We start from the raw sequence: 21,664 nt of genomic DNA, 5'->3' as shown, positions 1-21,664 counted from the left end.
AAAAAATACAAACCCATCCTTTATTCGATAAGGATGGGTTTTTTATTGGTTAATTAAGAGAATTTCGTTTTGAAATTATTTACTTTTACGCCAATTAAAAAATCAGCATGAGTAACATACTTGAAGTAAATAAAGTCGTAAAGCAATATGGAGACTATGTAGCGCTTAACGAAGTGTCATTGACCGTTCCAAAAGGGAGTATTTATGGGCTTCTTGGTCCAAATGGAGCAGGAAAAACTTCACTAATTCGAATCATCAATCAGATTACAATGCCAGATAAAGGCGAAATCATTTTAGATGGTGAGAAACTTCAACCTAAACACATACAATATATTGGCTACCTTCCAGAAGAAAGAGGCTTATATAGTACAATGAAAGTGGGTGAACAATGTTTGTATTTGGCACAAATGAAAGGTTTGTCTAAAGCTGAAGCCAAAAAACAACTCGAATATTGGTTTGATCGTTTAGGAATTCAAGGTTGGTGGAATAAGAGAATCCAAGAATTGTCTAAAGGAATGGCGCAAAAAATTCAATTTGTGGTTTGTGTGTTGCATAAACCTAAATTATTGATTTTTGATGAACCCTTTTCTGGTTTTGATCCTGTTAATGCTAATGTTATTAAAGATGAAATTTTGGCATTAAAAGAGGAGGGAGCAACTATTATTTTTTCCACGCATAGAATGGAAAGTGTTGAAGAATTATGTGATCATATTGCATTAATTCACAAATCGAATAAGTTAATAGAAGGAAAGCTGATTGATGTTAAAAGACAATTTAAAACTAACAGTTTTGAAGTTGGTATTTTATCGGATAATGTAGAAGGTTTGATGTTTGATCTTACTCAAAAATTTAAGGTAGGACAGGCTAATTTTAAATCCTTAAATGACGAAATAAAACTAGAAATCCAATTAGGAAACGCCACGCCAAATGAATTGCTGAATATTTTGTCGCAACGTGGTCAGGTGATGCATTTTGTAGAGAAAATTCCAAGCGTGAATGATATTTTTATTCAAACAGTAACAAAAGAAAATGCTTAGAGAATTAAAATTTTGGATTAAATCTAAATAATCCACTTTTCTAAAAATTTAACAATCGAATAATTTAAAATCCAATTATCTATATAAATGAGTATTATTTCATTAATCATAAAAAGAGAATTTATTGCCAAAGTTCGAAACAAGTCATTTATTGTCATGACTTTCTTAAGTCCGTTGCTATTTGTTGGTATTGCGGGTTTTGTTGCTTATTTAAGTTCGATGAAAGCCGAAACGAAACGTATTGCCATTCATGATGAGTCTGGTTTGTTTGTCAATGAATTTTTGACTCAGAATAATAAAGGTAGTGAATACAAATACTTGGACTTGTCTAAAATTGATCTTCAGTTTCTAAAAGATAGTATTGTTAAAGAAAATTTTGAAGCTTTACTATATGTCCCAAAAGCGGCAACCAATAAAAGTTTAGAAAATAAAATTGAATTGATATCTAATGATAGTCCCAGTATTATTTTTATCGAAAAAACACAAGGGATTATTGCCGATAAGTTAACGAAAGATAATCTAGAATTGGCACACTTAGATACTTTGGCTATAAAAAATGCTAAAGCTGAAGTAGTTTTACATCTTTCTAAAGCTTCTGGAGAAGAAAGTATCAGGGGACTTAACGAAATAAAAATTGCAATAGGAGGAGCTTTTGGTTACCTGATCATGATGTTTATTATTATTTATGGTAATATGGTCATGCGTTCTGTAATAGAAGAAAAAACAAATCGTATCGTTGAGATTATCATATCCTCTGTAAAACCATTTCAATTAATGATGGGCAAAATTATTGGCACGTCTTTGGCTGGTTTATTGCAATTTTTGATTTGGACTGTTATTGGTTTGTCTTTAATGTTTGCAGCCTCTGCCTTTTTTGGTGTAAATATTGGACCTACTTCCAGAGTGTCTCCAGAGATGATGCAAGTTGCTCAACAAGAATTTTCGGGGACTGCTCAAATGTATATCAAAGAATTATGGAATTTACCTATAGCCAGTATTTTATTTGGTTTTGTGGTTTATTTTATAGGAGGATATTTCCTTTATAGTTCTTTTTATGCAGCTATTGGTGCAGCAGTAGACAATCAAACAGATTCGCAACAATTTCTTTTGCCAATTATAATGCCTTTGATGTTGAGTGTTTATATTGGATTTTTTACTGTAATTAACGATCCTCATGGAACAATTGCAGTTGTATTCTCAATGATTCCACTTACTTCTCCTATTGTAATGCTTATGCGTATTCCTTTTGGAGTGCCGTGGTGGCAAATTGCAATTTCCGTATCTTTGTTGTTTGCCAGCTTTTTTGGTGTAGTTTGGTTTGCTGCTAAAATTTACAGAGTTGGAATTTTGATGTACGGAAAAAAACCTAGTTGGAAAGAGTTATATAAGTGGCTCAAATATTAGTAGCTTCTTAGATTATTGGAAAATGGGTTGTTGGGTTTTGTAAATAAATGATAATTAATAACTTAATTTCTAAAATACTTAAAAAAATCATAGAATCTTACTAACTTAGATTCTCAGATTATTAATATTAAAATATGAGTAAAATTCTAATTATCGAGGATGAAGATTCAATAAGAAGAGTATTGATTAAAATACTTAGAGAAGAAAATGAATCGTATGAAGTTGATGAAGCTGAGGATGGCGTTATAGGACTTGAAAAAATCAAAGAAAACGACTATGATTTAGTGTTATGCGATATAAAAATGCCAAGAATGGATGGTGTTGAATTACTTGAAGCTGTAAAAAAGTTTGATACCGAAATTCCTATTGTAATGATTTCGGGACATGGAGATATGGAGACCGCTATCAACACAATGAGAATGGGTGCATTCGATTATATTTCGAAACCACCTGATTTGAATAGATTATTAAACACGGTTCGGAATGCATTAGACAGAAAAAAATTAGTAGTTGAGAATAAAATTTTAAAGAAAAAAGTCAATAAAAAATATCAAATAATTGGCGAAAGCGATGCTATCAATCTAGTAAAAGTGATGATTGATAAAGTAGCAAAAACGGATGCAAGAGTTTTAATTACTGGGCCTAATGGTACGGGTAAAGAATTAGTTGCTCATCAATTACATGAAAAAAGTGATCGATCTGGTGCTCCTATGATCGAAGTGAATTGTGCTGCTATTCCAAGTGAGTTAATTGAGAGTGAACTTTTTGGACATGTCAAAGGTGCTTTTACATCAGCTGTTAAAGATCGTGCTGGGAAATTCGAAATAGCGAATAAAGGGACTATTTTTTTAGATGAAATTGGCGATATGAGTTTGTCTGCACAGGCCAAAGTATTGAGAGCGTTACAAGAAAATGTAATTACCAGAGTTGGTGCTGATTCCGATATTAAAATAGATGTTCGTGTTATTGCAGCAACCAACAAAAATTTAAAAATAGAAATAGCCGAAGGTCGTTTCCGTGAAGATTTATATCATAGATTAGCGGTTATTTTGATTAATGTGCCATCGTTGAATGATAGACGAACTGATATTCCTGCATTGATTGAACACTTTGCTAGCAAAATTGCTGAGGAACACGGGAATACGGTGAAAAATTTTTCTAAAAAAGCTATCGTTTTATTACAAGAATATGATTGGACTGGAAATATTCGAGAATTAAGAAATGTGATTGAACGATTGATAATACTTGGTGGAAATGAAATTTCTGAAAATGATGTACGAGTCTTTGCCAGTAAATAATAAAGAGAAAAAGCTAAAAAAAATAAAAATATAAAGAATAAAAAGAGCAGGAATTTTTAAAAGTGAATTGGTTTGTAAATTACTTTATTCCTTTTTTATTTTTTCAATTTAAATAAGATGAAACTAAAAAAAATAAATCAAGTATTACAAGAAGCCCTTATAGATTGTGGATTAACAGAGGCTAATGCCATGCAAAAAGAAACTTTTTCGACTATTAAAAGTGGTTCTGATGCAATTATTATTTCTGCTCCTGGTTCTGGGAAATCTACAACTATTGTAATAAATGTGATCCAGCAACTGGTTTGTGAAGGGGAAGAATCACCTAGAGCTTTGATTATTGTTGAAGACAAAGCCAAAGTACTTGAAATGGAAGAACTTTTTGAAAAATTCGGAAGATTTACCAATCTTAGAGTTTACGGTGTTCACGATAAAGGAGATATGGAATATGATAAAAATTATATTTCAACCGGAATAGATGTCCTCATTGGGACTCCCAATAAATTAAGCGATATGTTTACCACAGCAGGGTATAATGTAAACCGATTGAGAATGTTTATTCTTGATGACGCAGATCCTATTTTGAAATTACGTCACGAAACAAAAATCATGCGAATTTCAAACAGTATTGCCAAAACACAGCGCATTATTTTTACGGATCAAATGACCGAAAGAATTGAAATTTTGGCTGACAAAATGCTATTAGAACCGTATGTGTTTGATTTTGATGAAGAATATGACGAAGATGAGGAAGACCTTGATGAAGAAATAGACAACGATGATATTGATGATTTTGAAGAAGAAGAGGAAGAAATTGATGGTGATGAGGAAGAATAGAGTTGAGGGAAATTGAGAAGCAGAATTCAGAAAACAGACAAGATTTAAACGCTTTTTAGTTTAATGGTTTGAGTTAAAAATAATTTAAAAAATAAAAGAATCATGGGATTAATGAAAGTATTTTCGGGAAGTGAAATTTTGGCTCTGGCTTTACAAGAGAAAATTGAGGCTGCAGGAGTGGAAACTGAAATTAAAAATAACATTCAATCGGCTAGAATGTCTGGTTTTCCAAACTTAGACTCAGCAGTTGAAGTGTTTATTCAAGAAACTGATTTTGCAAAAGCTAATCCAGTTATAGAGGAATTTAGGTTAAGTATCTAGTTAAAGTAAGTTGATTTTAATTTTTTTGAAAAACCTTGCCGCTTGTTTAGTGTCAAGGTTTTTTTATAATGTAATATTTTTATAATGAAAGAAGCACAATACAAAATGATTGTTTTAGATATGGATGATACGCTCTTGACAGACGAACACACTATATCTGATGAGAATGTTGAAATGATTTTTAAAGCCCAAGAGATGGGGGTTTATGTGGTTTTGGCTTCTGGCCGACCAACTTCGGCGATGACTTCTTATGCCAAAGAATTAAAAATGGATTTCTATAATTCATTTATGCTTTCTTATAATGGTGCCGTAATTACCGATCTGAAGGAAGATAAAATTCTTTTTGAACAAACCTTGACGAAAGAACAAATTCACGAATTGTATGATTACAGTTTGAAAAGTAAAACACATATTATCACTTATATTAATGATGCCATTGTAAGTGAAACCGATTCGGAATACATTGATGTTGAAAAACACATTACAGGTTTGCCACATAATAAAGTGGTTAGTTTTAAGGAAACAGTACAAACTAATGCAGTTAAATGTATTTTATTAGAAGAACCTTCTTACCTCAAAACGGTTGAAGCCGATTTGAAACTGGCTATGCCACATTTGAGTGTATCCATGTCAAAACCATTTTTTCTAGAAGTAGCACAACACGGAATTGACAAAGCGTATAGTTTGAAAAAATTAGCTGAAAAATTAAACATTCATCAAACTGAAATTATTGCTGTTGGAAATGCTGGTAACGATTTAACTATGATTGAATATGCAGGTTTGGGGGTTTGGGTTGATAATGTAACTCCAGAATTGAGGCACAAAGCAGATGTTATAGTGGCATCTAATAATAATCATGGTGTTGCCGAGGTGATTAAGCGATATATTTTGAAGCAATGAAAACCTTTATAGAAACCAAAAGGCTTATTTTAAGAGAACTGCAACTAACCGATGAGGTAGGAATGTTCGAATTGGATTCAAATCCCGAAGTACATCGTTTTCTTGGGAATAAACCAGTTAAACATATAGATGAAAGTCGTGCTTATATTGAGAATATTAGACAGCAATATGCAGACAACGGAATAGGACGTTGGGCAGTTATTCTAAAAGATACGGATGAGTTTTTAGGTTGGTCCGGAATTAAATTAATAAAACAGACCATAAACAAGCATCAAAATTTTTATGAGATTGGGTATCGTTTTATTCAAAAGCATTGGGGAAAAGGATATGCTACTGAAGCAGGATTGGCATTTGTTGATTTTGCTTTTAATGAATTGAAAGTAGAAAAGCTGTATGCTTATGCAGATGCTGGAAATGTAAATTCTAGACATATTCTCGAAAAACTTGGAATGCATTATGTGAATTCCTTTGAATATGATGGAGAAGAAGAAGTTTGGTATGAAATCGCCATGATTCCAAACCGTAAATTTGAATGAAGAATGGCGATACCATATTCCAATAAAAAACAAATAGTAACTTAATATGAAATGCGAAATCCGAATTTGTAGTTTCTACTTTTGTTTCCTAAAAAAATGCGTCTCTTTATTTGGAAAGAGACGCATTTTTTTAATGAAAATTTTAAATATTATTTTTTTGCCACCGAAATGAAATAATTATTTCCGTCACCCATGGTCAATTTTACTCTTTCATCACAAACGTCAATGGTAAATTTGCCATTATCATAACAAGTACAAGTCGTTTTTTTGTCTTTTGACATTTCATTGTCACATTTACCAGTTTTATATCCTGCTAATTGTGGCGTGTAAAGAGAAACCAAATCGGTAGAAGCAGTTACCAATGAAATAATGCTTGCAGAATTATCATTTGCAATTCGATATACAATTCTATCCGTATAATTGATGTTGTCTACCGAAACTTTTCTGATATAAGTGAATGAAGTAGAAGCAGCCTCAACTGATTTTTCTTCAAATTTAAAACCAAGACTTCTGATGTCTAGATTGAATTTTTCTTGAGAATTATAGCTAGCCCAATTAGTTAATGTAACAATCGTTGGGAAAGGATTTTTAGTTGGTATTGTTGGTGCATTTTGTGCTTGTGAGCAAAGTGTAATAAATAGTAGGGAGATTGTGAGGCAGAATGATTTCATTTTTTTTTATTTGTTATTATATTATTTAATTGACCTACTCTTTATGGTTTTCGGTAATCCCATTTATAGTTTTTAAAATAGTTTTTTTAAAAGTTTGATCTCTTGTAAATAAGAAACCCATAGCGAATTCTTTTGTGACGGAATTAACGCTATTGTATTAAACAGATAAAATCATTTAATATTTCGTTCTTATTGAAATATTTTTGGAATAATTATCTTTTAATTTTTCATAACGATAAAGGGTAGTTTTATTTGGTATATACTAAAGCTAAGTATCGTTAATTGTTTTTGGAGTTGTGAAATTAATACTTAATTAAATAAGAACAAAACCCTCTAAAGAAAAATATTTTCAATTAGAGTTAATCGTTTTTTATGTAAAGAAAATAAAAATGCACTCAATTTTACTCAGTTGCTGAAAATGCGTTAAATATAAATAATCATCGGCTTTATAGTATAGATTTTTGTTCGTAAATTTGCAACCTTAAATTTTTTGACAACGATTTCATTAGTTTAAGTTAAAATATGGAAAATAGAAAAAAAGTTGCTTTTTACACGCTTGGTTGCAAACTGAATTTTTCGGAAACATCAACGATAGCTCGTAATTTGCAAGATGAAGGTTTTGATCGTGTTGATTTTGAGGAAGTTGCCGATATGTACGTGATTAATACCTGTTCGGTTACAGAAAATGCAGATAAACAATTCAAGCAAGTCGTACGCAAAGCGATGAAATTGAATGATAAGGCATTTGTTGCAGCAGTAGGGTGTTATGCTCAGTTAAAACCAGAAGAATTGGCAGATGTTGATGGAGTTGATTTGGTTTTGGGGGCTACCGAAAAATTTAAACTAGCCGATTATATCAATGATTTATCGAAGAATGATTTTGGAGAAGTGCATTCTTGCGAGATTGCCGAAGCCGATTTTTATGTTGGCAGTTATTCCATTGGAGATAGAACTCGTGCTTTTTTGAAAGTGCAAGACGGCTGTGATTATAAATGTACCTATTGTACCATACCCTTGGCTCGTGGAATTTCTCGAAGTGATGCGTTAGAAAATGTTTTGAAGAATGCCTACGAAATTTCAAAGCAAAACATCAAAGAGATAGTTCTTACCGGAGTGAATATTGGTGATTATGGAAAAGGAGAGTTTGGGAATAAAAAACACGAACATACTTTTCTGGAATTGGTTCAGGCTTTAGATGATGTAGAAGGAATTGAAAGATTGCGTATTTCATCGATTGAGCCAAATTTATTGAAGAATGAAACAATAGAGTTTGTATCGAAAAGCAGGACTTTTGTGCCTCATTTTCATATTCCGCTGCAATCCGGAAGTAATGACATTTTGAAATTGATGAAACGTCGCTATTTGCGCGAAGTCTATACCGAAAGAGTGAACAAAATTCGGGAAGTCATGCCACACGCTTGTATAGGTGTAGATGTGATTGTGGGATTTCCGGGTGAAACCGACGAGCATTTCTTGGAAACCTACCATTTCCTGAATGAAATGGATATTTCGTATTTGCACGTTTTTACGTATTCAGAAAGAGATAATACCGAAGCTGTAACCATGGAAGGCGTTGTTCCTGGTAATGTTAGAGCCAAACGCAGTAAAATGCTACGCGGATTATCGGTTAAAAAGCGTCGTGCATTTTATGAAAGTCAGTTGGGAACGAATAGAACCGTACTTTTTGAAAGTGAAAACAAAGAAGGATACATTCACGGGTTTACGGAGAATTACGTAAAAGTAAAAACACCTTGGAATCCTGAATTAGTAAACACTTTGCACGATATCAATTTGACAAAAATTGATGAAGACGGAAGCGTTCGAATGGAATTTTTGAATGTTGAGGTTTAAAATCAATTATTAAACATAAAGGCATTTAATAAAATGCTAAAATAAAACCATTAAGAGATTAAGATTTAGTAAGCTCTATGCTTATTTTTCTTAATCTCTTAATGGTTAAAAAACTCAGATGACTTATAGGTCTGAAATTATTTAAGGATTTGTTGACCAAATACTGCTGTTTTTAATAAACACGCGTCGGTTTAATTTGAGCTGGGCAATGATTAACTCCGCTATGTCTTCGGGTTGCATTACTTTTTCCGGATTACCATCTGTGAGGTTTAATTCTTTTGCTAAATCAGTTGCTACGGTACTTGGAGTTAATGCTGTAACTCGTATGTTGTGTTTGCGAACTTCCTGCATTAGCGAGTCTGTCAATCCTAAAACGGCAAACTTAGAAGCACTATAAGCACTAGTAAGTGCATTTCCGTTTAATCCCGCAGTTGAAGAAATATTGATAATGTCACCTGTTTGTTTTTCAATCATATTTGGTAAAACGGCACGAGTCACATAATAGGTTCCCATTAAGTTTACTTGAATGATGCGTTCCCAAGCTGCTGGTTCCAATTCCAAAAAATTACCAAAAGCGGCAATTCCGGCGTTGTTGATTAAAATATCAATCGATTTGAATTCGGCTAAGGCTTTTTCTACAGCAGAATTTACCGAGTTGATATCGGCAACATCAGCGGTAAGAGCAAGTGATTTTACTCCTAGCGCCTTTACTTCTTTGGCTACTTCATCAATGTCTGATTGTGTTCGTGCCAATAAAATTACATTTACACCTTCTTTGGCCAAAGCAATGGCTACAGCTTTACCAATTCCTTTACCAGCTCCTGTAATAAGTGCGGTTTTGTTTTTTAAGTTTTTCATTATTTGTGTTTTAATGTTTTTTATTAAATGTCAGTTTATAAATATTTGCTTCTAATGCTTCTGTATCGTTATCTTCACAAAGTAAGAACTCAATTGTATCGGCGGAATTTTGATAAACGGTTAGCCCTTCAAATTTGTGGGTGTCACTAATTTTTTTAGTAAAATCGATTTTCATGGTTTTGGTGTCAATACAGCCAATAAAACTTCCTAGTATTTCTCCATCGTTGTAAGTAGAATTTGTGTTTTCGGCAGTTGATAAAAAGTAAATTTTATCGTCGAGTACTACTGCATCGGTGAAACTGCTACGGACTCCTTTTATTTTGGGTAGTTTGTAATTGTTGGAAAGCATATTGAACTCGTTGACCAAGTTTTTGCCTTGGACAGTAAATAGTACATTTTTGGCTGATTTTCCGTTGCCACGATTGAATAAATACCATTCTTCTCCAGTGTAAATTGCACCTTCAATATTGAAATCCTCGGGTTTTATTTCGCCAAAACTTTGCATCACACCATATAAATCGGTGAGATCATTGGTCGAAATTTCTTTTTCCAGCGTATTGATTTGAATCATTTTGTTTCTTTTTTCGGTAGATCCGGAACCAAAAACATAGAGATTGTCTCCAAAATGGGTGATGGCTTCAAAATCGGGTTTTTCACTTTTTGTGATATTTTCTTTGGCCTTTTCTATGATTTCCTGACGTTGTAGGTTTTTGGACTCGATATTATATTCGTATAAAAATCCGCTGTTGTCGCCAATGATAAAAAGCGTGTTGTCTTTGTAGATGAGTCCGGAAGCAGAACCAATTCCGATGATGTGAAATAGGATTTCGAGTGTGAATTTTTCCATTAAAAGTTGTTTTGAAAATGACAGCCCTAGCCCAGATGGTAGTGGAAATCCTTTTGAAAAGAACAGCTATTTTTTCTTGTTCTAGCAGAGCGACCAGAGGAAGCTACTTCTAGGACTTAGAAAAAAGCAGTTCTTGAAAAAGGTTGAAACGAACAGCTGGATTAAGCTCCTTCAAAAGTAATCTATTTTGTTGGGAAAGGAAAAGGGGAAGCTCTATTTTGAAACATTAAAACAAAAAAAATGCCCTGAAATTCAGGACATTTTTTCGAAGAAATTTTATTTTTATAATTTGAAGCCATAGGCCACACGCAATGCTATTTGATTGGTATCATAGTCAGTATAGCCTTCATAACGTAAACTTACGTCAATATTTTTATTGGCATATCCAATTCCAGGTGACCAAATATAAGTGTTTTGATCATAACCGTTGGTTACGGCAAAACCTCCACCTACTTCACCTAAAACGTAAAATTGGTCTTCCCAAATGAAAGCTTTGAATCCAATTTTGGCAGGAATGAAGCCTAAATCTTTGACATTTTGATCAATAAATAAGTTCGTAAAACCCGTTGTAAGCGTTAGAGATGCTTTTGGAGTTAAATCATATTGTAGGCGAACATCACCACCCAATGACCAGTTATAAAAATCGTTGTTTGTTGGAAGTCCTCCGTTAAGACCAATTCCTAAACGGAATCCTTTGTCGAAGTTTTTTGTTTCTTGGGCTTGAGAATTGTTTGCAAATAATAATGCTATTGCGAATACAAATAACACTTTAATTTTCATTGTAGTTTTCATAATTGAAATTTTGTTTAATTTTTTATTGTTCTGTTTATTTGTTTCAGAGCAACAGTGCAAATGTACCGTTCGAGTATGGTTGATATGTTATAGAATTATAAAGGACATTTACAGAATTACTTCATTTACGGAAAAAAAATCTAAAAAATGGGTGTTATATTTTTAATAGTATCGATACAATTGAAAGCTTCTATTTATCTTTGCCGACTTAATAAATACAAAATGAATCTTTCCCGATATACTCAAGAATTCTCTTATAATATTAAACTGGCCTACCCTGTAATTCTAGGGATGCTTGGCCATACAATGATAGGAATTGTAGATAATTATATGGTTGGGAATTTGGGATCAACTGAGTTGGCTGCCGTTTCATTAGGGAATAGTTTTATTTTTTTGGCGATGTCAATAGGAATTGGTTTTTCTACAGCTATAACACCATTGACTGCTGAGGCTGATGCTGAGCAAAACGATAAAAAAATTAGAACTACTTTTCATCATGGTTTATTATTATGCACAATTCTTGGTGTTTCTTTGTTTATAGTTACGGTTTTGTCCAAACAATTAATGTATTTTATGGATCAACCTCCCGCAGTTGTTGCACTTGCAGCACCATATATTGATTGGGTTGCTTTTTCTTTAATTCCTGTGGTGATGTATCAAGGGTATAAACAATTTGCCGATGGTTTATCTTTGACAAAATATTCGATGTATTCTATTATTCTGGCTAACGTTGTACATGTTTTTTTTAATTATGTATTGATTTATGGTTTCTGGATTTTCCCAAAATTAGGAGTTACGGGTGCTGCACTTGGAACTGTTATCTCAAGAATTATGATGGTGGTTTTTATGCATTATCTAATGAAGCACAATACAGTGATGAAAAAGTTTTTTAAAAATTTTACTTTTAAAGAAATAAAAAAGTCAATTGTAAAAAAGATTATTGGACTTGGTTTTCCTTCAGCTATGCAAATGTTGTTTGAGGTGACATTGTTTACAGCAGCTATTTGGCTTTCTGGAACATTAGGAAAAAATAGTCAAGCGGCCAATCAAATAGCGTTAATACTTGCTTCTTCAACCTTTATGGTAGCAATGGGATTGAGTGTTACAGCAATGATTCGTGTGAGTCATTCTAAAGGTGCCGGTGATTTTAAAAATTTAATTATTGTAGCGCGTTCTATTTTTTTATTGGCTATAATATTGGAATCGTTTTTTGCATTTATTTTTGTTGTTTTTCATAATTATTTGCCACACTTCTTTTTAAATATGTCTGATTCAACACAAGCGATAGATAATCATGAAATAATTTTAATTACCTCAAAATTATTACTAATTGCTGCTATTTTTCAAATTTCAGATGGAATTCAAGTTGTGGTTTTGGGAGCTTTGAGAGGTCTGCAAGATGTGAAAGTTCCAATGTACATTACTTTTGTTGCTTATTGGGTTATTGGTTTTCCAATTTCTTTTTATTTAGGAAAATATACAGAATTAAAAGCTGTTGGAGTTTGGATTGGACTTTTGGCTGGTTTAACAGCGGCTGCTTTGTTTTTGTACATTCGGTTTGCTCGATTGACTAAAAAGTTGGTCTTGGAAAATTCTGAAAAATAAAGTACTTGTAAGAATGTAACTTATAATTGGTTTTAACGTATAATCACTGTACCAATTAAAAAACTAAAAAATGATACTATTTATTATTCTTGGAATAATTTTATTAATTCTTGGATTTACTTTAAGCCATAATGCAAATCCGTTTTCTAAATTCGCTGGCATATTAAGAGTTGTAGGTTTTATTCTTATCGCCTTGGGTGTTTTTTCTTCTATGTTTAAACAAATTGACGCTGGTAAAGTAGGGGTAAAGTCGCTTTACGGAAGTGTTGAATCAGGAGTATTGGAAAGTGGTTTGCATGTTATAAATCCACTTTTGGATATCACAGAGTTTGATATTCAAACACAAAACTATACTATGTCTGCCGTTCATGGTGAGGGTGCGCAAGAAGGCGATGATGCTATTCGGGTTTTGTCTAATGATGGACTGGAAGTAGTTATTGATTTGACCGTTTTGTATCGTGTAGTACCAATAGATGCTCCAAAGATTTATAAAAATATTGGAGTTGATTACACAGATAAAATTGTGCGACCAATTACGAGAACCCGTATTAGAGACAACGCAGTTTTTTATGATGCAGTAGCTTTGTATTCGACAAAAAGAAACGAATTTCAAGATCGTATTTTCAAAAATATTGAAGCAGATTTTAAAACGAGAGGTTTGGTTTTGGAACAATTATTAATTCGAAATATTGATCTTCCTATTTCGGTTAAAAAATCGATAGAAAGTAAAATCAATGCCGAACAAGATGCACAAAAAATGACCTTCGTACTTCAAAAAGAAAAACAAGAAGCCGAACGTAAACGTGTGGAAGCACAAGGTATTGCCGATTATCAACGAATAATCTCTTTGGGATTAACAGACAAACAATTGCAATACGAACAAATTAAAGCCCAAAAAGAATTGGCTGCGTCTCCAAACACTAAAATTATTTTTATGAATGGAAAAGGAAGCGCACCGGTTATTTTGTCTGATAAATAAATTAAAATGACTTATAGAGAATAGACTTTTAAAAGTTTTCTGTTTTTCTTAATTCTATTCTCTATTTTCTAATATCTAAATTTTTAAACATGGAATTACCAAAATTTTTACTGGGGGACAATACCGATTTTCCAGATGACATCTTCATCATTCACTTGGATTATCCAAGATTTATCATCAACCTAAAAGATGATGAAGTTGAATTTATGGAAGAAGCAGAAGACCTAGACGAAGCCGAATTGAATGCTGAAATGGAAGGTCTTATCGTTTTAGCCAATGAATTTTATGATCGTGAAATGGAACGATACGAGAAAGAATAATTTATTTCTTTGAAACGATATAATAAGTTCTAGTCAATCGAATGTTGTGTTTTTTAGAATCTTTTGGAATATGATTCAAATCAATATTTGAAACTTTATTCAAAGTATAGTTTTTCAATTCTTTAATCGAATTGATACTGTCAATATCTGTAACCAATAAGCCAAATTTATTTTCTAAAGGTAAATTTAGTTTGTTGGTTTCATTATTTAAAAGAATGGGCATGCTGTATCCATAATCCCAAATTATTTCAGGAGTAAATGAATTTAATTCATACGTTTTAACAGCCAAACTTTTTTCCGAATCTCTAATTGCTTTTGCACTAGCGTAATCAGGATTCTTTAAAATGAGTTTTGTAAAAGGTATTCCGAATACCACTACTGCAACTTGAACTGCAATTACGGCATAAAACACTTTTACAAAGTTTTTGTTTCTAAGGTTTGTAAAAAGAACATATCCAATACCAAACAATGATAAAGTTAATCCAAGGAACCAAATTTCGAATCCTGCGATATCATTTTTTACTTTAACAAAAATACCAACTGGAATAACAATACAAATGATTCCAATAAGGCCAAAAGCAAAATAAATAATTCCTTTTTCTTTTTTTAAACTAATATTTTTAAAATTATTTATCAAGTATTCAATATAGAATCCAGTGTTTAAAGCCATCGGAATCAAAACTGGCAACAAGTATCTTGATTTTTTTTCGGGTACTATTGACAATAATACTACAGAAGCTAATGTCCAAATCAACGTAAATTGATAGGCTTTTAAATTACTTACTTTGTTTTTCAAGTACGGATATAGTAAGGCAATAAATGCTGGTACTGTCCAAATACCACTTTGAGTAAAAAAGCTCCAATAGTAATAAAATGGTCTAGTATTGTAATTTCCCCATCGGCTGCTTTCTATTTTGGTGACTTTTAAATAGGTTGCTGGATCAGCCCATTTTACGTATAGTGGCCATGATAAACCGATAATTATACCTAAAACCACTACAAGTATTAAATATAGTTTTTTGTTCTTTAATTGAAATTTATATGTAAATCCATAAGCAATTAAGAAAGGCAATAATAAAGCATAAACTGAAATAGGTCCTTTGCTTAAAAAAGAGAAACCGAAAAATAATCCGGCCATGATTGCATTGAAAAGTAGTTTCTTTTGTTCATTCAATACTTCCCATAAAAACAAAATACAAATCATCATGAAACTATGAGTGTACATATCCCATTGGTTGTCTCTTCCAGCAAAATAAATATAAAAAGAGGTTATAAGAATAAGTCCGTTATGAAAGCTTTGTTTTTTTGATAAACCTAATTTTTCGGAAAGTTTAAAAGTGCCAAAAACCAATAATAAGGTAATGAATACAACTGGTAAACGCATGCCGAAAAGACAATCAAAACCAAAAATAATTCCAGAAATGGCTGTTAACCATGTTGGTAATGGTGGTTTTTCATATCGTGGCATATCATTAATTGTTGTCAATATCCAATGGTTATTGTTTGCCATTTCTCTTGCAGTAATGAAATTTCTGGCTTCCATGATATTAACTTCTATAACATCTAAATGTGAAAAAAGCATTAGACAGGCTACTATGAAAAGCCAAAAAGTATAATTATGAATTAATTTTGACATCTTTTTTTATAATTATTATATTTCTAGTATAAATGACTAAGCCCAAAGCATGACCAGCTAATAATACGGGATCTTTTCTGATTATGGCATAAATAAATATGATAAGTGATCCACTCAAACTAATAATCCAGAATCCTAAAGGCAAAACAGAATCTTTCTTTTTTTCAGAATAAATCCATTGGTATACAAAACGCAATGTAAATAGAACTTGCCCAATTATACCTGTCCAAAGCAACCATTTAGGAATCGCTTCGTTTCGCAATAGGTTGTCTAAATCATAGACATTGTTATTGTAACCGTAACCAATTATGAAAAAGGGAAAAAGTAGTACAAACCATCTTATTAGTACGTGCAATTTTTTCCAATCATTTTGCAATTGTATGTTTCGAATGTAAATATAGTAGGTAATCGTTTGTCCAAGCATGATTGAGAAATCGTGTCTAAAATAGCCATAAACAAACAGTAAAAAGGATGCAAACAAACTGATTTCCCAAAATAAAACGGGCGTCAAAACTTTTTTGTTTTTTTCAGAAATAATCCACTGCAAAATCATTCTGCTGGAAAACAAAATTTGAGCAATAAAACCTATCGAATAAATGATGATGTTGTTCATTAACCTTGTTTTGCTACGCTATAATTGATGTATTTTTTCTTCATCCACAAATAAGCAAAGCAATCTTGTAGAGGGCCTAATAATCGATTCCAAAGATTAAACTTTGAAAGGCCTGCTATTCTGGGGAAATGTCTTACAGGTGTTTGTTTGATTTTGCCGTTTTGTAATAAAATCATGGCTGGTAAAAATCGGTGTAAACCGTTGAACATTGGTATTCTCTTGGCCATATCTGTACGGATAATTTTTAAGGGACAACCAGTGTCATCCATTCCGTCATGAGTAAAAGTTCTTCTAATGCCATTAGCAATAGTTGAAGACATATTTTTAGTAAAAGAATCTTTTCGATTCGAACGTACTCCAGTTACAAGATCATATTCTCCAGCAAATTCTATCAAAATATTAAAATCTTCAGGAGCTGTTTGTAAATCGGCATCAATGTAGCCTACCCAAGTAGTATCTGCGTAATCAAAACCTGCTTTAATGGCAGCGCTTAAACCAGCATTTTTTTCAAAAGAAATAAAAGTAAATTCGTCGTTGTCTTTGCAGATATTTTCAATAAGGGATTGACTATTGTCTTTGGAACCGTCATTGACAAATAGGATTTTTGTCTTTTTTTTAGCAATACTCAAGTATTGTTTCATTTCTTGATGTACACGATTTAGATTGTCTTCCTCGTTATAGACGGGTATTATAATTGTTAATTCAAAACTCATAGTTTGGTAAAATTTACGCAAAAGTATTTCATTTTGAGAAGAAATTGCTTAAAATAGGATTAAAATTTTTGATGACTTTTAGAATTTGGGGTTTTTTATTTCTATTTTTGAACCGTAAATATTCGAACATGAAAATATTAGTTACTGGTGCCGCTGGGTACATTGCTTCTCATACTGCAGAACGCTTACATTCCCTTGGTCATGAAGTTGTTGGTTTAGATAATTTTTCAGATTATTATGACGTTTCTTTGAAACAAATGAATGCCAATGCATTGAATGTAAAAGGAATTAAAATTAATACTATCGATTTGAGGGATGTAGCGCAGCTTCAAACATTGCCAGTTGATTTTGATTATATTTTTCATTTTGCTGCTCAACCTGGAATTTCTGCTACTTCTAGTTTTGAAGATTATTTGTCAAACAATGTTATTGGAACCAAGAATTTGCTTGATTTTGCATTAAAAAATAAAGAGTTAGCTCTTTTTGTAAATATAGCGACTTCATCCATTTATGGAATTCATGCTACTTTTGATGAAACTGTGGTTCCATCACCTGCTTCATTTTATGGGGTGACTAAATTAGCAGCCGAGCAATTAATTTTGGCAAGCAGTAGGTTAGGGCAATTAAAGGCTTGTTCATTACGTTTGTATTCCGTTTATGGCCCTCGTGAAAGACCAGAAAAGTTATATACAAAACTAATTGCAAATGCTTTCAATAATGTGCCTTTTCCGTTGTTTAAGGGAAGTGAAAATCATTTGAGAAGTTTTACTTATGTTCAGGATATTGTTGATGGAGTGGTTAGTGTTATTGGTAAAGCAGATTTGGTCAACAATGAAATCATCAATTTGGGTACCGAAGAAGAAAATACAACGCAACAAGGAATTGAAATTGTAGAGCAAATTTTAAATAAAAAAATAGACTTACAAATTGTCGATGCTAGAACTGGAGACCAATTAAGAACCAAAGCTGTAATTGAAAAAGCTCGAAGATTATTAGGTTACAACCCGAAAACCAGTTTGTATGAAGGTTTGAAAGAACAGGTGCAATGGTATCAGGATAATTTTTTATAGCAATTTATAAAAACAATATTATTTTTTAAAATAACTGTCCAGTAAAATTTGAGCGGCAACAAAAGGTGATAATTCATTATTTTGTACCGCTTTTTTTGTTTTTTCCAACAAATCAATGATGCTTGGTTGATTGTAAAAATGAGTTTTCAATTGCTCGTTTATGGTTTCCATCATCCAAAATTGATTTTGTTCTTTTCGTTTTTCAAAAAAATAATCATTTGATTTGACCAATTCGATATAGTTCGATATAGTTTGCCAAACGGTGCCAATTCCTTCTTGTGTTATTGCGCTGCAAGTTGCAGTTGTTGGAATCCAACCTGATTTTTTTGCGGGAAATAAATGTAAGGCTCTGTTGAATTCTACTTTTGCCAACTGTGCTTTTTTGATGTTATCACCATCGGCTTTATTGATTATTATAGCATCTGCCATTTCCATAATACCACGTTTGATACCTTGTAGTTCGTCGCCGGCACCTGCAATTTTTAGTAGTAAAAAGAAATCAACCATACTGTGAACCGCTGTTTCGCTCTGGCCCACACCAACGGTTTCGATTAGAATGACATCAAAACCTGAAGCTTCACAAAGTGTAATAGTTTCTCGAGTTTTCCGAGCCACACCACCTAAAGTCTCTCCTGATGCTGATGGTCTAATAAATGCATTTTTGTCTTTTACCAATTCTTCCATTCGGGTTTTGTCACCAAGAATACTTCCATGCGAAATCGTACTGCTTGGATCTACAGCAAGAACTGCGACTTTTTTTCCGATGTTGGTTAAATATTTTCCAAAAGCTTCAATAAAAGTACTTTTTCCAACTCCAGGTACCCCTGTAATTCCAATTCTAATAGACTTATTGGCAAATGGTAAACAATTATTGATGACTTCATTTGCTTTCGCTAAATGATTGCTATTTGTACTTTCGATTAAAGTGATGGAACGACTTAAAGATGTTATGTTTCCAGCCAAAATACCCTCTATTAATTCTTGTGCAGTGGGTTGCTTCTTTCTGGATTCTTTGATGTGTTGCATACCGCTTGAACTGATTATTTCGGGTTGCGAAATTCCAGCTTTTTCGTTTAAAGCACTTTTATTTGTTTTTTTGACAGACAAAATATTTATTTTTGAAAGTAAAAGTAATCAAAACAAAAACAGTTTCAAAAGACGAATCTTTGAAACTGTTTATTACAAATAGATTTGTACTTTTAATAGGCAGCAGTGAAACGTATTTGATGGTGTTTTGGGTTTTCAGCTTCATCAACTATGACAACGGCTAGATCTTCTCCAGATAATATACTTCTTTGATTTTCGTCAAAAACTGGATTTTCTAAACCCAATCTATATTTTCCTGTTCTTCCAGTTGTAATTCCTTGGTGCATTTCGAATGCAGGACTAAAAAATGCCCAATCCAGTTCTTTTTCTTCTTTAAGGATGTTCAAATAATCTCTTGCGGCTGTTGCGCCAGCATGATATTCTTTTGGAAAATCTGGAGTATCAACAGCTTGTAAATTTGGAGCAACAAATAAACTTCCCGCGCCACCAATAGTTATAAATCTTTTTACTCCTGATTGTTTCACCGCTTCTTGAATAGACTTTGATCCTTTGATGAAATCATCATAAATGTTTGGGTTTGTCCAACCTGGATTGTAGGCGCTTATTACAATGTCATTCCCTTTTAAAATTTCGGCTAATGCATCTGTGTCAAAGATATCCGCTGCAATCCAATTTGCATTTGATCCTGTTTTTGGATTTCTTGCAATGGCTGTAATTTCGTGATTTCTGTTTGCTAATTCGTTTAAAATGTTGGAACCTACAAATCCTGTGGCTCCGATAAGTGCGATTTTCATAATTGTTATATTTAAAAGTAATAAAAAAAGTTACAGTTTAGTTTAAAAAAATAGATTAGAACTTATTTGAAAAATCTTCCAATGTAATGTCGCTCAACTGCAAGCTGATGGTTTGATTAATGTCTTTGTATAAATTATCTAAGTTTTTATTGATTTGTTTGCCAACTGGGCAATCTGGGTTTGGCTCATTCTTAGAATAACCTAATGTTACGGTATCAAAAGTCATTTTGAAAATAGCATCCAAAGTGATTTTTGATGACGCTTTCAATAGTCGTGTCCCGCCATTTTTCCCCTCTTTACTTTCTACAATATGATATTTTTTAAGATTTGCTATTTCCTTGCGGACCAAAACAGGGTGCAAGTTCATGCTTCCTGCTATAAAGTCTGATGATAAATATTCATCAGGAAATTTAGAAAGTAATGTGAGAATATGTATTGTTATGGCAAACTTACCTGAAATCATACTGTAATAAAATATATTGCAAATATAGAATTTATTTTTGAATTGATGTATTTCTTTGGTTGAATATTTTTGTTGTTGGTTTTATTGATTTAATCTATTGGTTTTGGGGTTTAATTTTTTTTTTAGTGGTATTTTTGTTTTCTATTTTATACGATGAACAACTTTATTCTCATTTTTGTATTTTTATTTTTTGGTTTTATTTTGCAAAATATAAAGCAAATACCCAAAAACACCCATAAAATTTTAAATTGGATTGTCATTTATATTTGCCTTCCTGCCTTGGCATTATATCATATTCCGAAAATTAAATGGGACAATCAATTGTTGTATCCTATTGGAGTCGCTTGGATAGGATTTATTATTTCGTGTTTCTTTTTTGGTTATTTGGGTAAAAGATTGGGTTGGTCCAGAAAACTGACAGGTTGTTTGATTATTTGTGCAGGACTAGGAAATACATCTTTTTTAGGTTTTCCAATAATTGAAGCTTTGTATGGGGAAGAAGGTATGAAAACAGCACTTTTAGTTGATCAGCCAGGTTCTTTTGTAGTATTGTCTACACTCGGAATTCTTGTGGCTACGGTCTATTCTAAAGGGAATTTAAGTGGTTTTCAAATTGCCAAAAAGATTGCATTTTTCCCTCCTTTTATTACTTTTTGTGTTGCTTGTTTGATGAATGTTTTCCAATTCGATTTTAGTAATTGGGTACAATTATTTTTTAAGACTATCGGAAGTGGGGTAACACCTTTGGCATTGCTTTCAGTTGGACTGCAATTAAAATTTGAAAAGAGAAGTATGCATTGGGGATTTCTTAGTTTAGGTTTGCTTTATAAATTAATTATTACTCCAGCTATTATCTTTTTTTTATACGTTATAATTTTGCATCAACATTCGGATGCTATCAAAGTCTCAATATTAGAATCCGCTATGGCGCCGATGATTACGGGCTGTATATTGGCTTCTACATATGGATTGAAACCAAGGTTAAGTAGTATGATGATTGGTTTTGGTATTCCAATTTCATTTATGACTTTGTTGTTTTGGTATTTAATTTTACAATTGATTTAAAAACTACTTT

The 21,664-nt window shown here is 32.4% G+C and carries 23 protein-coding genes; 13 read left to right on the top strand and 10 right to left on the bottom strand.

The genetic code is table 11. The features are described from left to right. Positions 1–107 precede the first annotated feature (107 nt). The 7 genes from OYT91_RS08970 (at position 108) to OYT91_RS08940 (ending at position 6,330) form a co-directional block, all read left to right on the top strand. The gene (locus tag OYT91_RS08970; RefSeq protein WP_281237691.1) at positions 108–1,037 is read left to right on the top strand and encodes an ABC transporter ATP-binding protein; all 930 of its coding nucleotides are present in this window, start codon (positions 108–110) and stop codon (positions 1,035–1,037) included. Between the two features lie 87 nt (positions 1,038–1,124). Continuing rightward, positions 1,125–2,441 carry an ABC transporter permease gene (locus OYT91_RS08965; RefSeq protein WP_281237690.1) on the top strand — a complete coding sequence of 439 codons (1,317 nt, stop codon included), beginning with the start codon at positions 1,125–1,127 and terminating at the stop codon, positions 2,439–2,441. A gap of 134 nt (positions 2,442–2,575) precedes the next feature. Next, positions 2,576–3,739 (top strand): sigma-54-dependent transcriptional regulator, encoded by a 1,164-nt coding sequence (locus tag OYT91_RS08960; RefSeq protein WP_281237689.1) that lies wholly within the window; start codon positions 2,576–2,578, stop codon positions 3,737–3,739. Positions 3,740–3,856: 117 nt separating this feature from the next. Continuing rightward, the gene (locus OYT91_RS08955; protein ID WP_269222082.1) at positions 3,857–4,573 is read left to right on the top strand and encodes a DEAD/DEAH box helicase; all 717 of its coding nucleotides are present in this window, start codon (positions 3,857–3,859) and stop codon (positions 4,571–4,573) included. A gap of 102 nt (positions 4,574–4,675) precedes the next feature. Further along, complete coding sequence (locus OYT91_RS08950; RefSeq protein WP_269222083.1) at positions 4,676–4,894, top strand: putative signal transducing protein; 219 nt, start codon at positions 4,676–4,678, stop codon at positions 4,892–4,894. 84 nt (positions 4,895–4,978) lie between these two features. Beyond that, positions 4,979–5,794 (top strand): Cof-type HAD-IIB family hydrolase, encoded by an 816-nt coding sequence (locus OYT91_RS08945; protein WP_281237688.1) that lies wholly within the window; start codon positions 4,979–4,981, stop codon positions 5,792–5,794. Further along, on the top strand, positions 5,791–6,330 hold the full coding sequence (locus OYT91_RS08940; protein WP_281237687.1) for a GNAT family N-acetyltransferase: 540 nt from the start codon (positions 5,791–5,793) through the stop codon (positions 6,328–6,330). The genes OYT91_RS08945 and OYT91_RS08940 overlap by 4 nt, the downstream gene beginning before the upstream one ends. Positions 6,331–6,479: 149 nt before the next feature. Here OYT91_RS08940 and OYT91_RS08935 read toward each other — a convergent pair whose 3' ends face one another. Further along, on the bottom strand, positions 6,480–7,001 hold the full coding sequence (locus OYT91_RS08935; protein WP_281237686.1) for a hypothetical protein: 522 nt from the start codon (positions 6,999–7,001) through the stop codon (positions 6,480–6,482). A 522-nt stretch (positions 7,002–7,523) separates the two neighbouring features. On the opposite strand from OYT91_RS08935, the gene mtaB reads away from it, so the two are divergent. Then, positions 7,524–8,852: a tRNA (N(6)-L-threonylcarbamoyladenosine(37)-C(2))-methylthiotransferase MtaB gene (mtaB, locus tag OYT91_RS08930; protein ID WP_281237685.1), complete on the top strand. Its 1,329-nt coding sequence runs from the start codon at positions 7,524–7,526 to the stop codon at positions 8,850–8,852. A gap of 141 nt (positions 8,853–8,993) precedes the next feature. On the opposite strand, the gene OYT91_RS08925 is transcribed toward mtaB, so the two are convergent. The 3 genes from OYT91_RS08925 to OYT91_RS08915 form a co-directional block, all read right to left on the bottom strand. Beyond that, positions 8,994–9,710: a 3-ketoacyl-ACP reductase gene (locus tag OYT91_RS08925; RefSeq protein ID WP_281237684.1), complete on the bottom strand. Its 717-nt coding sequence runs from the start codon at positions 9,708–9,710 to the stop codon at positions 8,994–8,996. A gap of 10 nt (positions 9,711–9,720) precedes the next feature. Continuing rightward, a complete protein-coding gene (locus OYT91_RS08920; protein ID WP_281237683.1) occupies positions 9,721–10,557 on the bottom strand; it encodes a DUF6929 family protein in 837 nt (278 codons plus the stop codon). Positions 10,558–10,839: 282 nt separating this feature from the next. Then, complete coding sequence (locus OYT91_RS08915; protein ID WP_281237682.1) at positions 10,840–11,349, bottom strand: hypothetical protein; 510 nt, start codon at positions 11,347–11,349, stop codon at positions 10,840–10,842. A 222-nt stretch (positions 11,350–11,571) separates the two neighbouring features. On the opposite strand from OYT91_RS08915, the gene OYT91_RS08910 reads away from it, so the two are divergent. The 3 genes from OYT91_RS08910 to OYT91_RS08900 all read left to right on the top strand — a co-directional run bounded on the left by OYT91_RS08910 (position 11,572) and on the right by OYT91_RS08900 (position 14,253). Further along, positions 11,572–12,954 carry an MATE family efflux transporter gene (locus tag OYT91_RS08910; protein ID WP_281240375.1) on the top strand — a complete coding sequence of 461 codons (1,383 nt, stop codon included), beginning with the start codon at positions 11,572–11,574 and terminating at the stop codon, positions 12,952–12,954. 70 nt (positions 12,955–13,024) lie between these two features. Continuing rightward, positions 13,025–13,933 (top strand): prohibitin family protein, encoded by a 909-nt coding sequence (locus OYT91_RS08905; protein ID WP_269222091.1) that lies wholly within the window; start codon positions 13,025–13,027, stop codon positions 13,931–13,933. 89 nt (positions 13,934–14,022) lie between these two features. After that, positions 14,023–14,253 (top strand): DUF8828 family protein, encoded by a 231-nt coding sequence (locus tag OYT91_RS08900; RefSeq protein ID WP_116795862.1) that lies wholly within the window; start codon positions 14,023–14,025, stop codon positions 14,251–14,253. A gap of 1 nt (position 14,254) precedes the next feature. Here OYT91_RS08900 and OYT91_RS08895 read toward each other — a convergent pair whose 3' ends face one another. The 3 genes from OYT91_RS08895 to OYT91_RS08885 are packed head-to-tail and all read right to left on the bottom strand — an operon-like array spanning position 14,255 to position 17,215. Next, positions 14,255–15,889 carry an ArnT family glycosyltransferase gene (locus OYT91_RS08895; RefSeq protein ID WP_281237681.1) on the bottom strand — a complete coding sequence of 545 codons (1,635 nt, stop codon included), beginning with the start codon at positions 15,887–15,889 and terminating at the stop codon, positions 14,255–14,257. After that, positions 15,870–16,502, bottom strand: a complete 633-nt coding sequence (locus tag OYT91_RS08890; RefSeq protein WP_269222094.1) for a lipid-A-disaccharide synthase N-terminal domain-containing protein — start codon at positions 16,500–16,502, stop codon at positions 15,870–15,872. The genes OYT91_RS08895 and OYT91_RS08890 overlap by 20 nt, the downstream gene beginning before the upstream one ends. Then, entirely contained in the window at positions 16,502–17,215 is a 714-nt protein-coding gene (locus OYT91_RS08885; RefSeq protein ID WP_281237680.1) for a glycosyltransferase family 2 protein, read from the bottom strand. The genes OYT91_RS08890 and OYT91_RS08885 overlap by 1 nt, the downstream gene beginning before the upstream one ends. Before the next feature lie 128 nt (positions 17,216–17,343). Between OYT91_RS08885 and OYT91_RS08880 the strand changes: the two genes are divergently transcribed. Continuing rightward, a complete protein-coding gene (locus tag OYT91_RS08880; protein WP_281237679.1) occupies positions 17,344–18,285 on the top strand; it encodes an NAD-dependent epimerase/dehydratase family protein in 942 nt (313 codons plus the stop codon). An 18-nt stretch (positions 18,286–18,303) separates the two neighbouring features. Here OYT91_RS08880 and meaB read toward each other — a convergent pair whose 3' ends face one another. The 3 genes from meaB to OYT91_RS08865 form a co-directional block, all read right to left on the bottom strand. Further along, positions 18,304–19,392 carry a methylmalonyl Co-A mutase-associated GTPase MeaB gene (meaB, locus tag OYT91_RS08875; protein ID WP_281237678.1) on the bottom strand — a complete coding sequence of 363 codons (1,089 nt, stop codon included), beginning with the start codon at positions 19,390–19,392 and terminating at the stop codon, positions 18,304–18,306. 92 nt (positions 19,393–19,484) lie between these two features. Further along, positions 19,485–20,126 (bottom strand): NAD(P)-dependent oxidoreductase, encoded by a 642-nt coding sequence (locus OYT91_RS08870; RefSeq protein WP_281237677.1) that lies wholly within the window; start codon positions 20,124–20,126, stop codon positions 19,485–19,487. Between the two features lie 55 nt (positions 20,127–20,181). Continuing rightward, positions 20,182–20,589, bottom strand: a complete 408-nt coding sequence (locus OYT91_RS08865; RefSeq protein ID WP_281237676.1) for an RrF2 family transcriptional regulator — start codon at positions 20,587–20,589, stop codon at positions 20,182–20,184. Between the two features lie 153 nt (positions 20,590–20,742). Between OYT91_RS08865 and OYT91_RS08860 the strand changes: the two genes are divergently transcribed. Then, entirely contained in the window at positions 20,743–21,654 is a 912-nt protein-coding gene (locus OYT91_RS08860) for an AEC family transporter (protein WP_281237675.1), read from the top strand. Positions 21,655–21,664: the final 10 nt, after the last annotated feature.

The organism is Flavobacterium praedii, from assembly GCF_026810365.1.
In the GTDB taxonomy this organism is placed as follows: Bacteria; Bacteroidota; Bacteroidia; order Flavobacteriales; family Flavobacteriaceae; genus Flavobacterium; species Flavobacterium praedii.
This window is presented reverse-complemented; position numbering and strand designations above follow the sequence as displayed.